The following is a 17,226-nucleotide window of genomic DNA, read 5'->3' as shown; positions in this document are numbered from 1 at the left end:
CAAGCCATCAAGGTCCCATGATCTCGGCTGCTGGCCCGGCAAGTCCCATCTCGCCCGGGCCGTTTCATAGGATGAAATTATATATACCAAGGTTCATGTCGTGCAACGACTAACCCTTCGCGGATGCACAAATTCAGACTGCAGGCAAAGTTCTGCCACATGCGGTCCTACCAGCAGACGTAGCCGCCATCGACGATCAGGTCGAGGCCGGTGACGAAGCTCGAAGCGCGGCTCGCCAGGAACACGGTCGGCCCGACCATTTCCTCCGGTGCCGCCATGCGTCCCATCGGTGTGTCACGCTTGAAGATTTTTATCTCCTCCGCCACCTCCGGCCGTTTGTTCATCGGCGTCAGCGTGTAGCCTGGGCTGACGACATTGACGCGCAGGCCTCGGTCCGCCCACTCCATGGCAAGGCTCTTCGACATATGGATGACGGCGGCTTTCGAGGAGTTGTAGTGCGCCTGCGTCAGTCCGCGGTTGACGATGGTGCCCGACATCGAGGCGATGTTGATGATCGAGCCCTTGCGCCGCGAAAGCATCTTGCGTGCCTCGGCCTGGCACGACAGGAATACGCCGGCAACATTGACCTCGTGCACCTTCTGCCATGTCTCAAGCGACATCGTCTCGGCCGGCACTGAGCCGGCGATACCGGCATTGTTTACGGCGACCGTCAGCGCGCCGAGTTCGGCTTCGACGCGATCGATTGCCGCTGCGAGGTCGCTCTCCGAAGTGACTGTGCCGGTCAGCACCAAAGCCTTGCGCCCGAGTGCCGTGATCCGGTGAGCGGTTTCCTCCAACCCGCCTTTCGATGCATGGCCGAAACAGGCAACGTCGGCGCCTGCCGCTGCCAGTCCGATCGCGATCGCCTGGCCGATGCCGCTGCCGGCACCGGTGACCAGTGCGACGTCGCCGTCCAGTTTGAAAAGATCCATCAAGCCCTCCCCGTTTCGAGGAGGTTATTGCCAATGCCGTCTTTCGATCAACCTCTTTAGAAGTTGCAGGCTTTAGGACGCTTGCTGGCGGACCAGTCCTTGAGCGGCATCGGCATGAACTTGCGCTTGATCGGCTTGGCATGCTCAAGGTCCTTGGAGACAGTGCCCTTGCCGGTGAGATAGTTGATGTCGCAGCCACCGACCGTCGTCTTGACGCCATCCGACGTCTGCTGGTTCCAGTCCCAGCTGCGGCTGTAGCCGCCGACCAGCAATTGGCCCTTGCGATAGACAATGGTCAGCGTGTCCTCCGTCGACTTGCTGGCGCCGCAGCCGAAGCAGGACGTGATCACCAGCGATCCCTTGCCCTGGCTTTCAAGGTCGGTAACCCGGTCTTCGGTCAGGCCTTTTCTGACGAAATCCGGCTGGCGCGAGGGATCGAGCTTCTCCTCGCCGGCTGCCAGGTAAATATAGAGATCGGCCGGCGCACCAAGGTCCTGCATGACAACAACCCGATCCGTCTTGCCGTCCTGGTCGATATCGAGCTTGAGCTCGAACGCCGGCACATTTTCGGCAAACGCCGGGAAAAGTGCCGCGACGAGGATGACGAGGCAGGCAAGGGCCGCATGATGGAATGCTGTCTTCATGAGCAATCGTCCGCCCCGAAGGCTCAGCCTAGCACTGGCCCGGGCGAACGAAAACTCGAAACTGGCTGACTTCGAATGCAGTCAGCCAGTGACAGTTCAGAAGTAGCCGGCTGAAGCGGCGGTGGCCTCTTTCGGAATTTCGACGCCGTCGACCAGAATCTTGTCGACCAGTTCGTGGTGGAAGCAGACCAGCCCCTTGATGCGCTCGGCCTCGTGCACCGGCTCGGGATAATACCAGACAAGGTTTTCGTGCCGCTTGGCCTTGGTCGTCACGTGATAATAGTTGGAGATGCCCTTGTAGGGGCAGCGCGAAATATAGCGGCTAGGCGAAAACATATCGAGCCGCGTGTCCGAGATCGGCAGATAATGGCGCACCGGATGGCCGGTTTCGAACAGGAAGACGCCACGGCGTGAATCTGCGACCTGCTCGCCATCAAGGATGACCTGCACGCGCCGCGACGAGGGCAAGCAGTCGACACGCCGGAACGGGTCGCGGGCGTGGACGAAAATCTCCTCGTCCTCCTCATACCAGTGCGTCATCTTGGGCCAGTAGAAGGACATGTAGTCCGACAGGTCAGGCGATCCCTTGATCGGATCGGCATAGCGCCAGGCGGCATCCTCGACCAGCGTGATGCCGGTGTTCAGCGAATAATGCGTGGCGACGCCCTTGAACGGGCTCTCGGTCGTCGTCGTGCTCGGCAGCAGGAACTCCTCGCGCACGTCGCTCATCGGGAAATAATAGACCGGCAGATGGTCGCTCTCGTAGAGCACCAGCGCCTTCATCGTGTCGGCGACGATCATCGATCCAACCTGCACGCGCAGCCGCTTCTGCATCGGCATGGTGAAGGCGATATAGCCCGGCTCGAACTCGTACTGCACGATAGTATCGAGCAAGGGGAAGTGCGGTCCGCGACCGCGCAAATGAGGCTTGCGAATGGTAGTCTCCCGTCTGCTTGTTTTCGTGGCCGTGCGGTTGGACACGGGGCTCACCCTATGGATACGCGATCGAGCAGCAGGCCGGCGGCGATCGGCGGCAGGCCGCTGACATTCTTGCGCACCGGCACCAGCAAATCCGGGAAGTAGCTGAAAATGACCGGCGTCTCGTCGAGCAGCAGCTTCTGGATATCGGAGGCAGCCGCACGCTGCTCGCCGATGTCGAGGGCCTTCAAGTAACTGGTGACCATGCCGTCATAGGCCGGGCTCTTGAAATGCGCCGCGTTCCACGGGCCGTCGCTGACCAGCGGGCTCTTGAGGAACACATTGGGCACGCTGCGGTGCGCGTAGTCGGTGATCCCCAGCGGGCTGTCCAGCCAGTCCGACTGGCCGAACACCGCCTTGCCGTAATATTTGTCCTGGTCCTCGATGTTGAGCGAGATGCGCGCGCCGATCTCCTTGGCGAAATTCTGGAACAGCTGCGCATAGCCGGGAATATCGGAATAGCGCAGCGTCGTCAGCGTGATATCGAAACCGCTGCCCAGGCCCGCCGCCTCGAGCAGTTGCTTGGCCTTGGCGATGTCCTGGACACGCTGCGGCACAGACTTGTCGGTTGAAGGGAAGGCCGGCGCGAACGGGCTGTCATTGCCGGTCGCCGCCATGCCGCGGCACAGCCCATCGACCAGCTTGGAGCGGTCGATGCTGAGCGCCAGCGCCTGGCGCACGCGCTTGTCGGTGAACGGACCGGTGTCGCAGCGCATATGCAGCTGGCGGTGCGCTGTCGAGGCGACACGCAACACCGTGATGTCGGGGCTGTTCAGCACCACATGGCTGACATCGAGCGGTACCGCGTCGAGGATATCGACCTCGCCGGCCTGCAGCGCCAGGATGCGCGGCTGCACGTCGCCGTAAAATTTGAACTCGAGCCGGTCGGGCAGCGCCTTTTCGCCCCAATAGTCGGGGTTGCGCACGAAGGTCGCGCCGACCTTCGGCGTGTAGCTCTCCAGCCGGAACGGACCGGTACCTTCAAAGGTCTTTTCGTAGTCACCCTTGTAGCTCGCCGGCAGGATGACGGCGTTGTAATTGTCGATCGACACCGAATAGGGGAAGCTGCCGTTCGGCGCATCGAGATGGAAGGCGACCGTGTGGTCGTCCACCTTCTGCGTGCCGCCTTTCGACAACAGACCCTTGAAAACGGAAAGGGCGTTCGAGGCGCCATTGGGGTCGGCCAGCCGGTCGAAGGTCGCCACCACGTCGTCGGCCTTGAAATCCTCGCCATTGTGGAATTTCACGCCCTTGCGCAGCTTGAAGGTCCAGACGCTGCCGTCCGCGTTCGGCGACCAGCTTTCCGCCAGCACCGGCTTCAAGGTGAGGTCAGGCTGGGTGATGCAGAGGAACTCGGCAGTCTGGAAAACCAGCTGGTAGCTGCCGCTGTCATAGTAGGTGACGGGATCGATGGCGCCGCCCGGCGTCGCCACGCCAGCGCGCACCGTGCCGCCCGGCTTGCCCTCGGCGCGGGCCTTTTGCGTACCAAGGCCGGCAGCCGCGACAAGGCCGCCCAGGAACGGCAGGGAGAGGCCAAGAACGCTGCCATGGCGCAGGAAATCGCGGCGGTCTAGCCGACCGGCCAGCAATTCGTCGACAGCGGAATTTTCGATTGCAGGGAGGTTTTTGCGAGCACTGTCAATCGTCATGAAATGCCTTGGCATGGCTGCATTCCTCGCTTGCCCTGGGGAGATTGGCCATTTAGGTCATTGTTGACGGCCACCGGAAAGCGATATTTTTTGATAGGGGTCATCGAAATTTTCGATGCGAGGGGTGAGCATGGATACAGAAAACCTGCGCAGCTTCCTGGAGGTTGCCGAACATGGCAGCTTCACCGTCGCTGCCAGCCGCCTCAATCTCGCCCAATCCACCGTCAGTGCACGGATCAGGGGGCTGGAAGAGCAATTGGGGCGCCGGCTTTTCGTGCGCGACCGCGACGGCGTCACGCTCACCCCGGCCGGCCGGCAGTTCCTGCCGCACGCCTCTTCCATCACCCGCACCTGGGAGCAATCAAGACAGGATATTGCCGTTCCCGATGGCTATGAAACGCTGCTGCGGCTGACCGCTCCCGCCTATCTCTGGGACTTGATCACCTCGCCATGGGTCGAGTGGATGCGCACTGAGCGGCCGAATGTGGCGCTAAGGCTCGAAGGCAGTTTTCCGGATCTGGCGATCGACCAGCTGGCGGAAGGCCTGCTCGACATCTGCATTCTCTATTTGCCGCGACCGCATCCCGGCATCGTCTATGAGACGCTGGCTGTCGATCAGGTCGTGCTCGTCCAGCACGCCGCGCAGACGAAGCCGTGGACCGAAAACTACATCCTGATGGATTGGGGGCTCGAATTCCGCATCGAGCATGACCGCGCCTTTGCCGGCATGGTCAAGCCGGCCATTTCAGCGGGGTTGGTCTTCATCGGGCTGCAGCATGTGCTGTCGCAGCAAGCTTCGGCCTACCTGCCGCTCAGCGCCGTCAGCGGCCACATCGAGCGCGGTGAGATGCGACGCATCGACAATGCGCCGGTGTTCCAGCGGCCGATCTACCTTGCCTATCCGTCCAACCCGGTTTCGTCTGATGTGCTGGACGTCGCGCTGACCGGCCTGCGCACCTTGGCAAGGGACTGGGCGAAAGGTCAGGGGTTTTCGGAAGGTGACCGTTCCCTCAGCATGGCCGGCAGGGGGTAACCGGCCAGCGCTGCCTTGCTATGCCGCCTCGATCACGCCGACCTTCTGCAGCCTGGCAAGTTCCGGGTAGGGAATATGGCATCGGATGGAATGTCCGGGCTGCGCCTCGGCCAGCGGCGGCTCCTGCTGCTCGCACATTGGGCCGATCTTGCGCGGGCAGCGCGTGTGGAAGACGCAGCCCGTCGGCGGGTTGGTGGCGCTAGGGATTTCGCCGTCGAGCCGAATGCGCGCCGTCTCGGTCTGGTCGAGCTTGGGCACGGCCGACAGCAGCGCTTCGGTATAGGGATGATGTGGCCCGGAGAAGACTTCCTCCGATGGCCCGATCTCCATGATGCGGCCGAGATAGAGCACGGCGATCTTGTCGGAGAGGTAACGCACCACGCCAAGGTCGTGCGAGATGAAGATGTAGCTGACGTCTTCCTTGGATTGCAGGTCGGCGAGCAGGTTGAGGATCGCCGCCTGGACGGAGACGTCGAGCGCCGAGGTCGGCTCGTCGCAGACGACGATGCGCGGATCGCCGGCGAAGGCGCGCGCAATGGCAACGCGCTGCTTCAGCCCGCCTGAGAGCTGGCGCGGCTTGACGGCCAGGTGCCGGTCGGTGAGGCGCACCGAACGGACGAGGTCGTCGAGGCGCGCCTCCTGCGCCTTGCCGGAGAGGCCGGCCAGCCGTTTCAACGCGCGGCCGAGGATGTGGCGGATCGAATGTGAGCGGTTGAGTGCCGAGTCCGGGTTCTGGAAGACGATCTGCATCGCCTTGACCTGATCGTCGCCACGGTTCTCCAGTTTCGGCGCCAGCGCCTTGCCCTCGAGCTCGATGGTGCCGCCGTCATCGGGCGGGACAAGGCCGAGCAGCAGCCTGGCGAAGGTGGTCTTGCCCGAGCCGGATTCGCCGACCAGCCCCAGCGTCTCGCCGGGGCCGAGATCGAGCGAGACGTCCTTGACGGCGCGCAAGGGATGGCCGTGGCTGGCATAGGTCTTGTTCAGCCCGGCGACCCGCAGCACCGGTGCGGTTGTCGGCTTGGGCGCTGTCGCAACATCGCTCGGTGTGGCGCGCGGCAGGGCTTGCGCCTTATCGTGATGGAAGCAGCGCGACAGACGTTTTCCGCGCTCGTCGCTCAGATCATAGAGCGGCGGCAATTCGCTGCGGCAGCGGTCGTCGGCGAGCGCACAGCGGTCTGCGAAGGCACAGCCCTTGATGTCAGCGCCAATGCCCGGCAGGAAGCCGGGGATGGTGTCGAGACGGCCCTGGTCCTTGCGCTGGCCGCCACGCGGCAGGCAGCGCAGCAGGGCAACCGTGTAGGGATGGCGCGGATCGTTGAACACGACATCCGTCGGTCCTTCCTCCACCAGCATGCCGGCATAAAGCACACCGACCCGGTCGCACATGTTGGAGACGACGGCGAGGTTGTGGCTGATGAACAGGATCGAGGCCGAGAGTTCCTGCCGCAGCTGCGCGATGAGGTCGAGCACCTCGGCCTCGACCGTCGCATCGAGGCCGGTGGTCGGCTCGTCGAGGATCAGCATCGAGGGATCGTTGGCCAGCGCCATGGCGATCGCGACGCGCTGCTGCATGCCGCCGGAGAGTTGGTGCGGATAGCGCTGCATGACGCTTGGGGGATCGGAGATGCGCACCCGGTTCAGCATGGCGATGGCGCGATCGGTGGCTGCCTGGCCCGTAATGCCGCCAAGCTCGAAGATCTCTGTCAACTGGCGGCCGATACGGATCGACGGGTTTAGCGCCTTGCCCGGATCCTGATAGACCATCGAGACGCTTTCGGCCCGAGCGCGCCTGAGGGCCTCGGCATCGAGCTTCATGACGTCCTGGCCGTCGAGCGAGATGGCGCCGCCTGATATCGAACCGTTCCTTGGCAGATAGCGCACGACGGTCAGCGCCACCGTGGATTTGCCGCAGCCGGACTCGCCGACCAGCCCATAGGCCTCGCCTTGCCTGATGTTGAGACTGAGGTTGCGCAGCACAGCGCGGTTGCGGCCGGCGACGCGATAGGCGACCGACAGATCGTGCAGTTCAAGGGCGTTTTCGGCTTTTGCGGAGTTAGTCATTGAGCGCTCCATGAACGCCGTCGGCCGCCAGGTTGACACCGATCACCAGCGAGGCGATAGCAAGCGCGTCGAACAGCACCGTCCACCAGAAGCCGCCGCCGATCATGCCGTAATTGCTGGAGATCGACAGCCCCCAGTCGGGTGATGGCGGCTGGATCCCAAAACCCATGAAGGACAGCGTCGCGACCGCGAAGATGGCATAACCCAGCCGCACAGTGGTCTCGACCAGGATCGGCGGGATGACGTTGGGCAGGATCTCGACGAACATTGTATGCACAGCGCTTTCATGTCTGAGCTGTGCTGCCGCGACATAGTCGAGTTCGCGCTCGGCCAGCACCGCCGAGCGCACGGTGCGAGCGATGATCGGCGCGAAGCTCAGGCCAATGACGACGATGACGGTGGTCTTGGAGGTGCCGAGCGCGACGATGGCGAGCAGCGCGACGATGACCACCGGGATTGCCATGAAGGCTTCGAGGATGCGGCTGACGACATCGTCGACGATGCCGCGGAAATAGCCGGTGAGCAGGCCAAGTGCGGTGCCGGCGACCGTCGCCAGCAAGGTCGCCAACGGTGCGACGGTGAGGATGTCGCGCGAGCCGACGATGACGCGCGAGAAGACGTCGCGGCCGATCTGGTCGGTGCCGAACCAATGTTCGCGCGAGGGTGGCGCCAGCGCGTTGATGATGTCGTCGGCAAGCGGATCGTACGGCGCGAAATGTTCGCCGAAAAGCGCGCAGGCAACCCAGAACAGCACGATGGCAAAACCGACAAGAAACGTTTTGGAGCGCAGCAGCGAGAAAACGACTTCTGCCATGGGGCTACGCCGGCGGGTGTCGTCTGGTGGCGGAGAGGTGGTCTGGACGGCGCTCATTAGTCTGACCCCAGCCGGATGCGTGGATTGAGCACGGAATAGAGGAAATCGGCGATCAATGTCGCCACGGCATAGACGATGCCGATGGTGAGAATGCCCGATTCAAGCATCGGAAAGTCCTTGCCGCGCGCGGCGGTGAAGATCAGCGAGCCGATGCCCTGGTAGCGAAACAGCGTCTCGATCACCACCAGGCCGCCGATGAGATAGCCGGTCTGGGTGGCAATGACGGTGATGGTCGGCAGCAGCGCATTGCGCAGCACATGGCGCCAGATCACCGTGCGCCAGGGCAGGCCTTTGAGCACCGCCGTTCGCGTATAGTCGGAATCGAGCGCCTCGATCATGCCGGAGCGTGCCATGCGGGCGATATAGCCGAACAGCACCAGGAACAGCGGCAGCGAGGGCAGGATCAGGTAATAGAGCTGGGTGAAGAAGCCGGCGTCCTTCGGCCATGCGGCCGAGATCGGCAGCCAGCGCAGCCAGACGCCGAAGATCAGGATCAGGATGATGCCGGTGACGAACTCCGGCAGCACCGTCACCGACAGGCCCCCAAGGCTGATGATGCGGTCGAGCGGCCGGTTGAGGTTGAGCGCGGCGATGACGCCGCCGAGGATACCGATCGGCACCACCAGCACGAAGGCGACCGCCGCCAGCTTCATCGAATTGCCCAGCGCACCAATGACGAACGGTGCCACCGGCGAGCGGAAAATGTAGGACGTGCCCATGTCGCCCTGGACAAAGTTCCAGATCCAGGTCGCGTACTGGGTGAGCAGCGGGCGATCGACGCCGAGCGTGTGGTTGAGCGCCTCGACGGCGCGCTGGTCGGCGAACGGCCCAAGGATGGCGCGCCCGACATTGCCGGGCAGCACCTGGCCGCCCAGAAACACCATGATGCTGAGCAGGAACAACGTAACCAGCGACAGCGACACACGCCGTGCAAAGAAGGAGAGAATGGCTGAGACTCCTTGTGGAGCCAGCCCCCATGCGGGAACTGGCTGTTAGAGGATTGGCTTTCCCCTTTCGTTTAGGCCTTCGATGCCTTTTCGAGGAACAGCTGCGACATGGCGGTCGGCTGTACGCCGGCCACGCCCTTCGCCGTTGCCGTCAGATAGTCGTAGAAATAGCCGAAAATGACCGGCGTTTCCTCGAGCAGCAGCTTCTGGATCTTGCCGGCGTCGGCCTTCTGAGACTCGAGGTCGAGCGCGCCGATATAGCTGGCGGCCAGAGTGTCGTAGCCCTTGTTCTTGAAGTGCGCCGCGTTCCAGGTGCCGTCGCTCTTCAGAGGTGCGGCGAGATAGACATTCGGCACGCCACGGTGACCGTAATCTGTGATGCCCATCACTGAATCCAGCCAGTTCGACTTGCCGAACACCGCATCGCCGTAGTAGCCACCCTGGTCGAGGATGTTGAGTTCGAGCTCAACGCCGATCTCCTTGACCCAGTTCTGGATCAGCTGCGCGTATTCGGGGATTTCCAGATAGCGCTCTGTGGTCAGCGTCACCTTGAAGCCCGAGCCGACACCGGCTGCTTCCATCAGTTGCTTGGCCTGCGCGATGTCCTGCTTGCGCTGCGGTATGCTGGTGTCGGTCGACGGGTAGACAGCGGCGAACGGGCTGTCGTTGCCGAGCGCCGAGCGTCCCTTCATCAGGCCGGCGGCCAGCTTGTCGCGATCGAGGCAGAGCGCGATGGCGCGGCGCACGCGCGCATCCTTCAACGGGCCATCGTCGCAGCGCATGTGCAACTGCTGATGCGCTGAAGACTTCAGGCTGATGATGTCGACGCTCGGATCGTTGAGCAGGGCCACGCCCGACAGCACCGGCATCTGGTTGATGATGTCAACCTGGCCGCCTTGCAGTGCCAGGATCATCGGCTGCACATCGGTGAAGAAGGTGAACTCGGTGCGATCCGGCAGCGCCTTGGGACCCCAATAATCGTCGTTGCGGACGAAGGAGGCGCCGACCTTAGCCGTGTACTTCTCGATCTTGAACGGCCCCGTGCCGTCGAAGCTCTTCTCGTAATCGCCCTTGTAGCTCGCCGGAATGATGACCGCGTTGTAGTTGTCGGACGACAGCATGTAGGGGAAGTTGCCGTTCGGCGCATCGAGGTGGAACTCGACCGTATAGTCGTCAACCTTCTTCGAGGCGCCCTTCTGCAGGATGCCGGTGAACACCGACAGCGCATTGGAGGAGTTTGCCGGGTCGGCAAGGCGATCGATGCTGGCCACCACGTCGTCGGCCTTCATCTCGCCGCCTGAGTGGAATTTCACGCCCTTGCGCAGCTTGAAGGTCCACACCGTACCTTTTTCGTTCGGCTTCCAGCTCTCGGCCAGTGCCGGCTGCAGCACGAGGTCGGGGCCGTCGACGCAGAGGAACTCTGCAACCTGCTGCATGACCAGCAGGCCGCCGGCGTCCGCGATGGTGACCGGGTCGATGGCTGCCGCCGGCACGCTGCTGGCGACGCGGATGGTGGCGCCGGCCGCGCCTGCGGCGCGGGCGAGCGACGGCATGCCGCCGAAGCCGGCGGCCGTGGTGATGCCGCCCAGAAGCGGCAGCGACAGGCCGAGCAGGCTGCCGTGGCGAATGAAGTCGCGGCGGCTGACGCGGCCGTCGACGAGACCGTCGATGAGGTGATTTTCGAGCGGCGAGCGATTGCGCCGGATCAGATCGAGAATGCGGTAGTTCTTGCTCATGGGTTTAACCCTTTCCCCTTGTGTTCTTGTGGTTGACGAATTCCTGGATGTTCTCCGTACCCCGGTCGCCAATTGGATTTTGTCGACCGAACTCTAGCATGCAGTTTTGTCCGGTCCATCAGTCCTTGGCCTGGATGTGTCGGATTTCGACTACGCTGCTTTTACGTGTCGGTGTCCGACCTTCCCGACCGAAGTCGCGGTGGTTGGCTTCTCCTGTCTTGGCCGCCTCTAGTTCAGCGGCAAACGGCGATAGGTCCCGGGCTCCGCCGGATCATGATACTTGTTGCAGGGTCCTTTCTCGGTAAAGTCTCGGTGACAGGCGTCGAGGTTTTTTCGCGACAACGTGACGCCGAGACCGGGACCTTCCGGCACGCGCACGACATTATTCCTCGGCGAAAACGGCCCTTCCTCGGTGATATCCATGGGCTGCATGCGAAACAGCGACTGGTTCGGCTCCCGAATCCAGCCAAGTGCAGCGCACAGATGCAGATAGGCGGCACTGCCGATGCCGCTGTCGCCGCTGTAGCACCAGAAGTCGATGCCGGCATGCTCGCAGGCGCCGACGAAACGCAGCATGCGGCCAATGCCGCCATGCGCCGTCGGATTGCCGACGAAGGCGTCCGGAACCTTGAGGTCCATGGCGCGCGCGATGTCGATGTTGTGGGTCGAGAACGGGATCGAGCAATGCTGCCGCAACTGGCGCATCTCCTCGATCGTCGCCACCGGATCCTCCCAGTTGCGCACGCCGAGATCCTCCAGTGGCCGCGCCAATCGCCTGGCCGTCGCCAACGAATAGGCCTGGTTGGAATCGATGCGGATCATCGCCTCATCGCCAAGCTTCTCGCGGATCAGCTCGACCATTTTCAGCGAGACTTTCGGGTCTTCGGTCGAGAATTTGCCTTCGAAGAAGGTCGTTCCATGCGTCTCGTGCAGTTCGACGCAATAGTCGGCGACTTCTTCCGGCGTCGTCTCGCCCTTCACCTTTGGCCCATCGCCGCGCAGCGAAAAATAGTCGGTGAACGGGATGTCCTTGCGCACGGCGCCGCCGAGCAGCTGGTAGAGCGGCTGGTTCCACGCCTTGCCGCGCAGATCCCACAACGCCATCTCGATGGCGCCGAAGGCCATGATGCGGGTGCGGTCGTTGATCGACTGCACGCCGGTCCAGTAGGGCAGGCTGACATGCTCGGCACCGGCGATGTCGAAGGCATCGCGGCCGACCAGGCGCTCGGCCAAGACGCCATTGATGATCGCGGCTGCCGCCGGTGTCGGCGCCTCGCCGAGGCCGGTCAGTCCATCCTCGGTCTCGACCTCGACAATGGTCTGCGAAAACCCGTCCAACTCGCCGAACACCCAGCCATAGGGCGCTTCGAGGCGAAGATTGATCGGCGTGGCCTTGATGCTGCGGATTTTCATCTCAGCCGCCAATCTCGAAGAACGGCGTGCCGAGCAGGCTTGGGTCCACGTCGATGCCGAGGCCGGGTCCGTCTGGAATGCCCATATGGCTGCCAGTGACCGGTGGGGCGTTGAAGGCCGTGCGCACCGTCACCCATTCATGGAAGGCAATGGCATGCAATCGCCGCTCTTGCGGCGTGGACAGCGACAGATGTGCCATCGCCGCTGTGTCGATCTCGGCGCCGCCTGTATCCTCGACAGTGATCATGAAACCAAGGTCGACAGCGACGTCGCGGATCAAGCGTGTCTTCGTTACTCCCCCCAGCCGCGAGATCTTCAGCGTCAGGCCGTCGGCGGCGCCCAGGCGATGAATCTCCAGCATCTCTTCCAGCGACGTCACGGATTCGTCGAGCACCATCGGCTTGTCGAGCATGCGGCGCACCGACATGTTCTCATCGATGGTCGTGCAGGGTTGCTCGAACGTGTAGTCGATCGCGCGCGTGGCATCGGCGAACTGCCGTGCCTGATAGGATGTCCAGCCGGCATTGGCGTCGCAGAAAATCACCGTACCTTTCGGCACGGCCGAGGCCATTGCCGTCACCCGCTCGATGTCATCGTGCACATTGCCGCCCACCTTGACCTGCACACGGCGGCAGCCCTCGGCGATGATCCTTTTTGCCATCGCCGCCATCTGGTCGAGCGTGCCGTGGGTGACGACCCGGTAGATCTCCGCCATGTCGCTTTCTCGGCCGCCAAGCATGGTCACCAGCGGCACGTCGGCGGCGCGTGCGGCCAAGTCCCAACAGGCCATGTCGAGCGCCGACTTGATGTAGGGATGGCCCTTGAACACCGTGTCCATCAGCCGGCCGATGCTGGAGAGTCCGCGCGGATCCTGGCCGATAAGATGCGGCGCGATTTCCGGCACGCCCGCGCGCGTTCCCGCCGGAAACGCCGCCGAATAGAAATTGCCGAGCGGCGCCATCTCACCCCAGCCGGTCACGCCGCTATCGGAAGTGATGGCGACGATGACCGCGTCGAAGCAGTCGGCGACCCGCCCCTTGGACATGCGGTAGGGACCGTCCACGAAGGGCTGCACGACATGGTAGGCCTTGATGGATTTGATCTTCACGTTGTTGTCCGCTGCACTGGTGAGGAAATGATCAAGCGCCCTTCGAGGGACGCTGTTCGAGGCTGCGCGCGTAGGCAAGAAGCTCTTCGAAATCGAGGTCGATATGCTCACGGGCATGGCGCTGGGCGGCTTGGCAGTCGGTGCCCTTGAGTAGCCGCACATAAGTCTCGTGGACGTCTTCGGCCGGCACCGCTTCCTTGCGCGCCTGCTGGTGCAAGGCGAAATACATCTGCAGCCGGCTGGTCAGCCGCTGCCAGGTTTCGAGCAGCACCGAATTGTCGGCCCATTCGTAGATCAGGCCGTGCAGTTGCAGGGCCGTTTCGATCTGGCGCGTGGTGTCGAGGTCGCGCGTCGCCTGTTTCACCGCTTCATGGCGCCGGTCGAGTTCATCGAAGAAACGCAGGTCGCGCTGTGGCCAGGTGCGCTCGATGGCGAACTCGTCCAGCACCTTGTTGAGCGAATAGGCATCATCGATGTCCTTGGCGGTGACATCGATGACGAAGGTGCCGGCATAGGGAATGCTGGTGAGGATGCCTTCCTGCACCAGCTCGCGCATCGCCTCGCGCAATGGCGCGCGGCTGACCCGCATCTGTTCGGAGATCCTGAGCTCGTTGAGCTTCTGGCCGGGTTCGAGCTGGCCGGTCAGGATCGCGCGCCGCAGCAACGCCACGATTTCGGCGCGGCGCGTCGTATCGGCAATCGGGCTGAAATCCGTCTTCACCATCCGGCCCACTCCAGCGAGAACAGAAGGCAAGACAATCAGATTGTCGACAATCTAACAAGATGTCATTTTCGTTTTTTCACCGTCGCCCGACAACTTGATCCGGATGCGGTTTGGGTGCTCAGGCCGCCCGGCCGTAGAAGCCGAGCCGTTCCTCGGCACTGAACGTCACACCTGGCTTTTCATAGTAGGAGAACACCGCGATCATACGTTCGCGCTCGCCTTCGACCGTGGTGACACGGTGGGCTGTGTTCTTGCCGCGAAAGACATTCAGCGTGCCCGGCTTCATGCGCATGATCTTTGCGTCGGGATCATGCCCTTCGAGCAGCCTGGCGACGCCTTCATAGTTCGGATCGTCATCCGACCTGAGATCGGTGCGATATTCGAGGTCGCCACCACGTTGCGACTGCTGCAGCAGCAGCGTCGTGGTGAATTCCGAGCGGTCGAAATGCCAGTTCAACGCTTCGCCGGCGCGATAGGCCATGACATTGGTACGGGCGAGGGGATCCTGCATGACATGCAGTTTTGCCTTGCCCATCGTCGCCGCGAGGAAACGCACGAGCGGTTCGTATTCGTAGATGGCAAGCACGGTGCTTTGCGGAATCTGGTCGGCGCAGACCGTGTGGCTGATCGTTTCGACCTTGCGCAGGGCCGGGTGGTCAGGGGCCAGTTCGGGAATGCTGGGCTTGAAGTAGATGTTGTGCATCCGCTTGTGGACGTGTGACCGCGCGTCCATGGCCGGCTTGATTTCCCGCACCGCTTTTTCGGCGATGCCGGGCCGCAGAAAGCCCTCGAGATTGAACATGCCATCGGCTTCGAGCGCGGCAATGGATTGTTCGACGAGACGCTTCCATTCGGCACTGCCTTCGCGGTCCAGCGGATAGCGGTCGAGATCGAGAATGTCTTTCATGGCGCAGGCTCCATAAGGTTGAACACAGAAGACGGCAAAAATTCTTTCTCTCAACGCGGAAAATTATTAGGATTGACTAAGAAAAACTTATGGAGTCCGCCATGGAACGGCTGCCGCCGCTGAATGCGATCAAGGCCTTCGAGGTCGCCGCCCGCGCCGGCAGCTTCACGCTGGCCGCCACCGAGCTTGGCGTGTCCTCGGCGGCGGTCAGCCAGCAGATCCGCAATCTCGAAACCTGGTTCGGCAAGCAGCTGTTCGTGCGCACGGGCAACCGCATCACGCTGACCGACGCCGGCCATGCGATCTATCCGCAGACCGCGCGCGCCCTGGGCGACATTGCCGCCATTGGCCAGCGCATGCTGGAAGGCGGCTTGCGGACGCGCCTTGTCGTCAGCGTGCCGTTCTCGCTGGCCGAGCTGTGGCTGGCGCCGAAACTGGCTGTGCTGCTCGAAACCTTTCCACAGATGGCGATCGACGTGCGGGTCGAGGACGACCCGGTCGACTTGATACGCTGGAACATCGATCTGCGTATCTCCTATGGCGACTATCACTATCCGGCCCTGCGCATGATCCGCCTTGTCCATGACGATGTGCTGCCGGTCTGCGCGCCGGAATTCTGGCACCGGCACGGCAAGGACGACGCAAGCCTGACAGATCTACACGAAAGCCAATTCATCCACACCAATTGGGGGCCGAACTATGCTTCGCACCCGAGTTGGGCGGACTGGTTCGCGGCCTGCGGCGGCAGCCGCTCGCCAGACCTGTCGCATGGGCGGCGCGTCGGCCTGTCCAGTCTGGCGATTGCTTCAGCGAGGCTGGGTCTGGGAATTGCGCTCGGCCAGCGGGTGATGGCGCAGGCCGATCTGGAGGCCGGCCGCCTGATCGCGCTCTCGCCCGTTTCAGTGCGCCTCGGCCACCCTTATTGCGCCTTCATGCCGCCGGCCAAGGCCGACCGCGCCGATGTGGCCGCTCTTGCTGGTCTGCTCATGAAAACGGCGCCCGCGACCTGAGAAAAGGTCGGGGCGCCGCGCGGAAACCGGGCCTGCGGGGGATTCAGGTAGCCGGTTTCTGTGGCAGTGGCGAGATCGGCATTCCGGGGCCGATCTTCTGCAGATTGCCTGTGATCACCTGGTCGCCTTCGGCAACGCCGCTCAGGATAGCCACCAGATCGCCGCTGGTCGGGCCGAGCGAGACCAGCCGCTGGTCGACCGTGTTGCCCTTGCCGACGACGTAGACATATTTGCCGAGTTGGCTTGAGCCCAGCGCCGTCTGCGGCACCATCAGCGCATCGGGCTGCTGCCTGACATGCAGCCGCACGCGAACGTACTGGCCAGGCATCAGCGTGAACTTAGCATTGCCGATAGTGGCGCGGGCGGTGATGGTTCCCGTCGAATGGTCGACCGTGTTGTCGATGAAGGTGAGCTCGCCCTTCTGGCTGGTCTCGGTCTCACCCGGAAGCAGGACCTCGACCTCGATCGGGCCGGCCGCGCGGGCCTGCTCGATCTCGACCAGATCCGTCTCGCTCGGATTGAAAGTGACATAGATCGGGTCGAGCTGCACCAGCGTGTTGAGCACTGTGCCGGCCACGCTGACCAGCGTTCCGACCGAGGCTTGGTTGCGGCCCAGGCGCCCGGTGAAGGGTGCATGGATTTCAGCGTAGCTCAGATTGAGTTCGGCCGTGCGCACGGCCGCCTGGTTGAGTGCCAGCGACGCCTGCGCTTCGCGCAAGGTGCTGGTGCGCTGGTCGAAGCTGTCCTTGTCCAGATAGCCGCTCTTGGCCAGCTCGGTGCCGCGGCCGAGATTGGAGCGCGCATAATCGAGTGTTGCCGTATCGCGCTGGACCTGGGCTCTCGCCTGGTCGAGCGCTGCCTGGAAGTCGTCAGGCGAGATCTTGTAGAGGAGGTCGCCCTGCCTGATATCGGCGCCGTCTTGCGCCGTCTGTTCCTGCAAGTAGCCAGGCACACGCGCTTGCAGCGTGACGCTGCGGATCGGCTCGATGCGGGCGGCATAGTCGAGATAGATCGGGATCGTCTTCTTGACGACGTTCGCCACCGGCACCGGCATGACGAACGCCGCCGGAGCCGGCGTCGCCGCTCCGGCCGTGCCGCTGCTCAGCCTCAGGTTGCCCATGTCGAGCAGGTGGACGCTGGCCACCGAGATCGCGCCGAGCGCGACAGCGGTTCCCAAAGCGATTTTCCATTTACGCATGATTATTCTCCA

The 17,226-nt window shown here is 63.0% G+C and carries 15 protein-coding genes; 2 read left to right on the top strand and 13 right to left on the bottom strand.

The window, feature by feature from the left end:
* Positions 1-167 precede the first annotated feature (167 nt).
* From A3A9_RS0107895 to A3A9_RS0107880, 4 genes are all read right to left on the bottom strand, one after another.
* Positions 168-932: an SDR family oxidoreductase gene (locus A3A9_RS0107895; protein ID WP_027058296.1), complete on the bottom strand. Its 765-nt coding sequence runs from the start codon at positions 930-932 to the stop codon at positions 168-170.
* A gap of 56 nt (positions 933-988) precedes the next feature.
* Positions 989-1,576 (bottom strand): hypothetical protein, encoded by a 588-nt coding sequence (locus tag A3A9_RS0107890; RefSeq protein ID WP_027058295.1) that lies wholly within the window; start codon positions 1,574-1,576, stop codon positions 989-991.
* Between the two features lie 96 nt (positions 1,577-1,672).
* Positions 1,673-2,470: a DUF427 domain-containing protein gene (locus tag A3A9_RS0107885; RefSeq protein ID WP_245278992.1), complete on the bottom strand. Its 798-nt coding sequence runs from the start codon at positions 2,468-2,470 to the stop codon at positions 1,673-1,675.
* 92 nt (positions 2,471-2,562) lie between these two features.
* Complete coding sequence (locus A3A9_RS0107880; RefSeq protein ID WP_027058293.1) at positions 2,563-4,218, bottom strand: ABC transporter substrate-binding protein; 1,656 nt, start codon at positions 4,216-4,218, stop codon at positions 2,563-2,565.
* Positions 4,219-4,333: 115 nt separating this feature from the next.
* Between A3A9_RS0107880 and A3A9_RS0107875 the strand changes: the two genes are divergently transcribed.
* Entirely contained in the window at positions 4,334-5,236 is a 903-nt protein-coding gene (locus tag A3A9_RS0107875) for a LysR family transcriptional regulator (protein WP_027058292.1), read from the top strand.
* An 18-nt stretch (positions 5,237-5,254) separates the two neighbouring features.
* On the opposite strand, the gene A3A9_RS0107870 is transcribed toward A3A9_RS0107875, so the two are convergent.
* The 8 genes from A3A9_RS0107870 to A3A9_RS0107835 form a co-directional block, all read right to left on the bottom strand.
* On the bottom strand, positions 5,255-7,297 hold the full coding sequence (locus A3A9_RS0107870; RefSeq protein WP_027058291.1) for an ABC transporter ATP-binding protein: 2,043 nt from the start codon (positions 7,295-7,297) through the stop codon (positions 5,255-5,257).
* Entirely contained in the window at positions 7,290-8,168 is an 879-nt protein-coding gene (locus A3A9_RS0107865) for an ABC transporter permease (RefSeq protein ID WP_027058290.1), read from the bottom strand. Before A3A9_RS0107865 ends, A3A9_RS0107870 begins: the two co-directional genes overlap by 8 nt.
* The gene (locus A3A9_RS0107860) at positions 8,168-9,118 is read right to left on the bottom strand and encodes an ABC transporter permease (RefSeq protein ID WP_082221946.1); all 951 of its coding nucleotides are present in this window, start codon (positions 9,116-9,118) and stop codon (positions 8,168-8,170) included. The genes A3A9_RS0107865 and A3A9_RS0107860 overlap by 1 nt, the downstream gene beginning before the upstream one ends.
* 71 nt (positions 9,119-9,189) lie before the next feature.
* Complete coding sequence (locus A3A9_RS0107855; protein ID WP_027058288.1) at positions 9,190-10,854, bottom strand: ABC transporter substrate-binding protein; 1,665 nt, start codon at positions 10,852-10,854, stop codon at positions 9,190-9,192.
* A gap of 228 nt (positions 10,855-11,082) precedes the next feature.
* Positions 11,083-12,267: a mandelate racemase/muconate lactonizing enzyme family protein gene (locus tag A3A9_RS0107850; protein WP_027058287.1), complete on the bottom strand. Its 1,185-nt coding sequence runs from the start codon at positions 12,265-12,267 to the stop codon at positions 11,083-11,085.
* Position 12,268: 1 nt separating this feature from the next.
* The gene (locus A3A9_RS0107845) at positions 12,269-13,375 is read right to left on the bottom strand and encodes a mandelate racemase/muconate lactonizing enzyme family protein (protein WP_027058286.1); all 1,107 of its coding nucleotides are present in this window, start codon (positions 13,373-13,375) and stop codon (positions 12,269-12,271) included.
* Between the two features lie 31 nt (positions 13,376-13,406).
* The gene (locus tag A3A9_RS0107840) at positions 13,407-14,099 is read right to left on the bottom strand and encodes a GntR family transcriptional regulator (protein WP_027058285.1); all 693 of its coding nucleotides are present in this window, start codon (positions 14,097-14,099) and stop codon (positions 13,407-13,409) included.
* Between the two features lie 118 nt (positions 14,100-14,217).
* Positions 14,218-15,006, bottom strand: a complete 789-nt coding sequence (locus A3A9_RS0107835; protein WP_027058284.1) for a HalD/BesD family halogenase — start codon at positions 15,004-15,006, stop codon at positions 14,218-14,220.
* A gap of 101 nt (positions 15,007-15,107) precedes the next feature.
* Between A3A9_RS0107835 and A3A9_RS0107830 the strand changes: the two genes are divergently transcribed.
* Positions 15,108-16,016, top strand: coding sequence for a LysR substrate-binding domain-containing protein (locus tag A3A9_RS0107830; RefSeq protein WP_033838428.1), 909 nt, complete (start codon positions 15,108-15,110; stop codon positions 16,014-16,016).
* Between the two features lie 43 nt (positions 16,017-16,059).
* Here A3A9_RS0107830 and A3A9_RS0107825 read toward each other — a convergent pair whose 3' ends face one another.
* Positions 16,060-17,214 (bottom strand): efflux RND transporter periplasmic adaptor subunit, encoded by a 1,155-nt coding sequence (locus A3A9_RS0107825; protein ID WP_027058282.1) that lies wholly within the window; start codon positions 17,212-17,214, stop codon positions 16,060-16,062.
* Positions 17,215-17,226 lie beyond the last annotated feature (12 nt).

It is taken from the genome of Mesorhizobium loti CJ3sym, assembly GCF_000472785.1.
Lineage (GTDB): Bacteria > Pseudomonadota > Alphaproteobacteria > Rhizobiales > Rhizobiaceae > Mesorhizobium > Mesorhizobium loti_E.
Note: the sequence above shows the minus strand (reverse complement) of the source record. Positions and strands in the feature narration are given on the sequence as shown.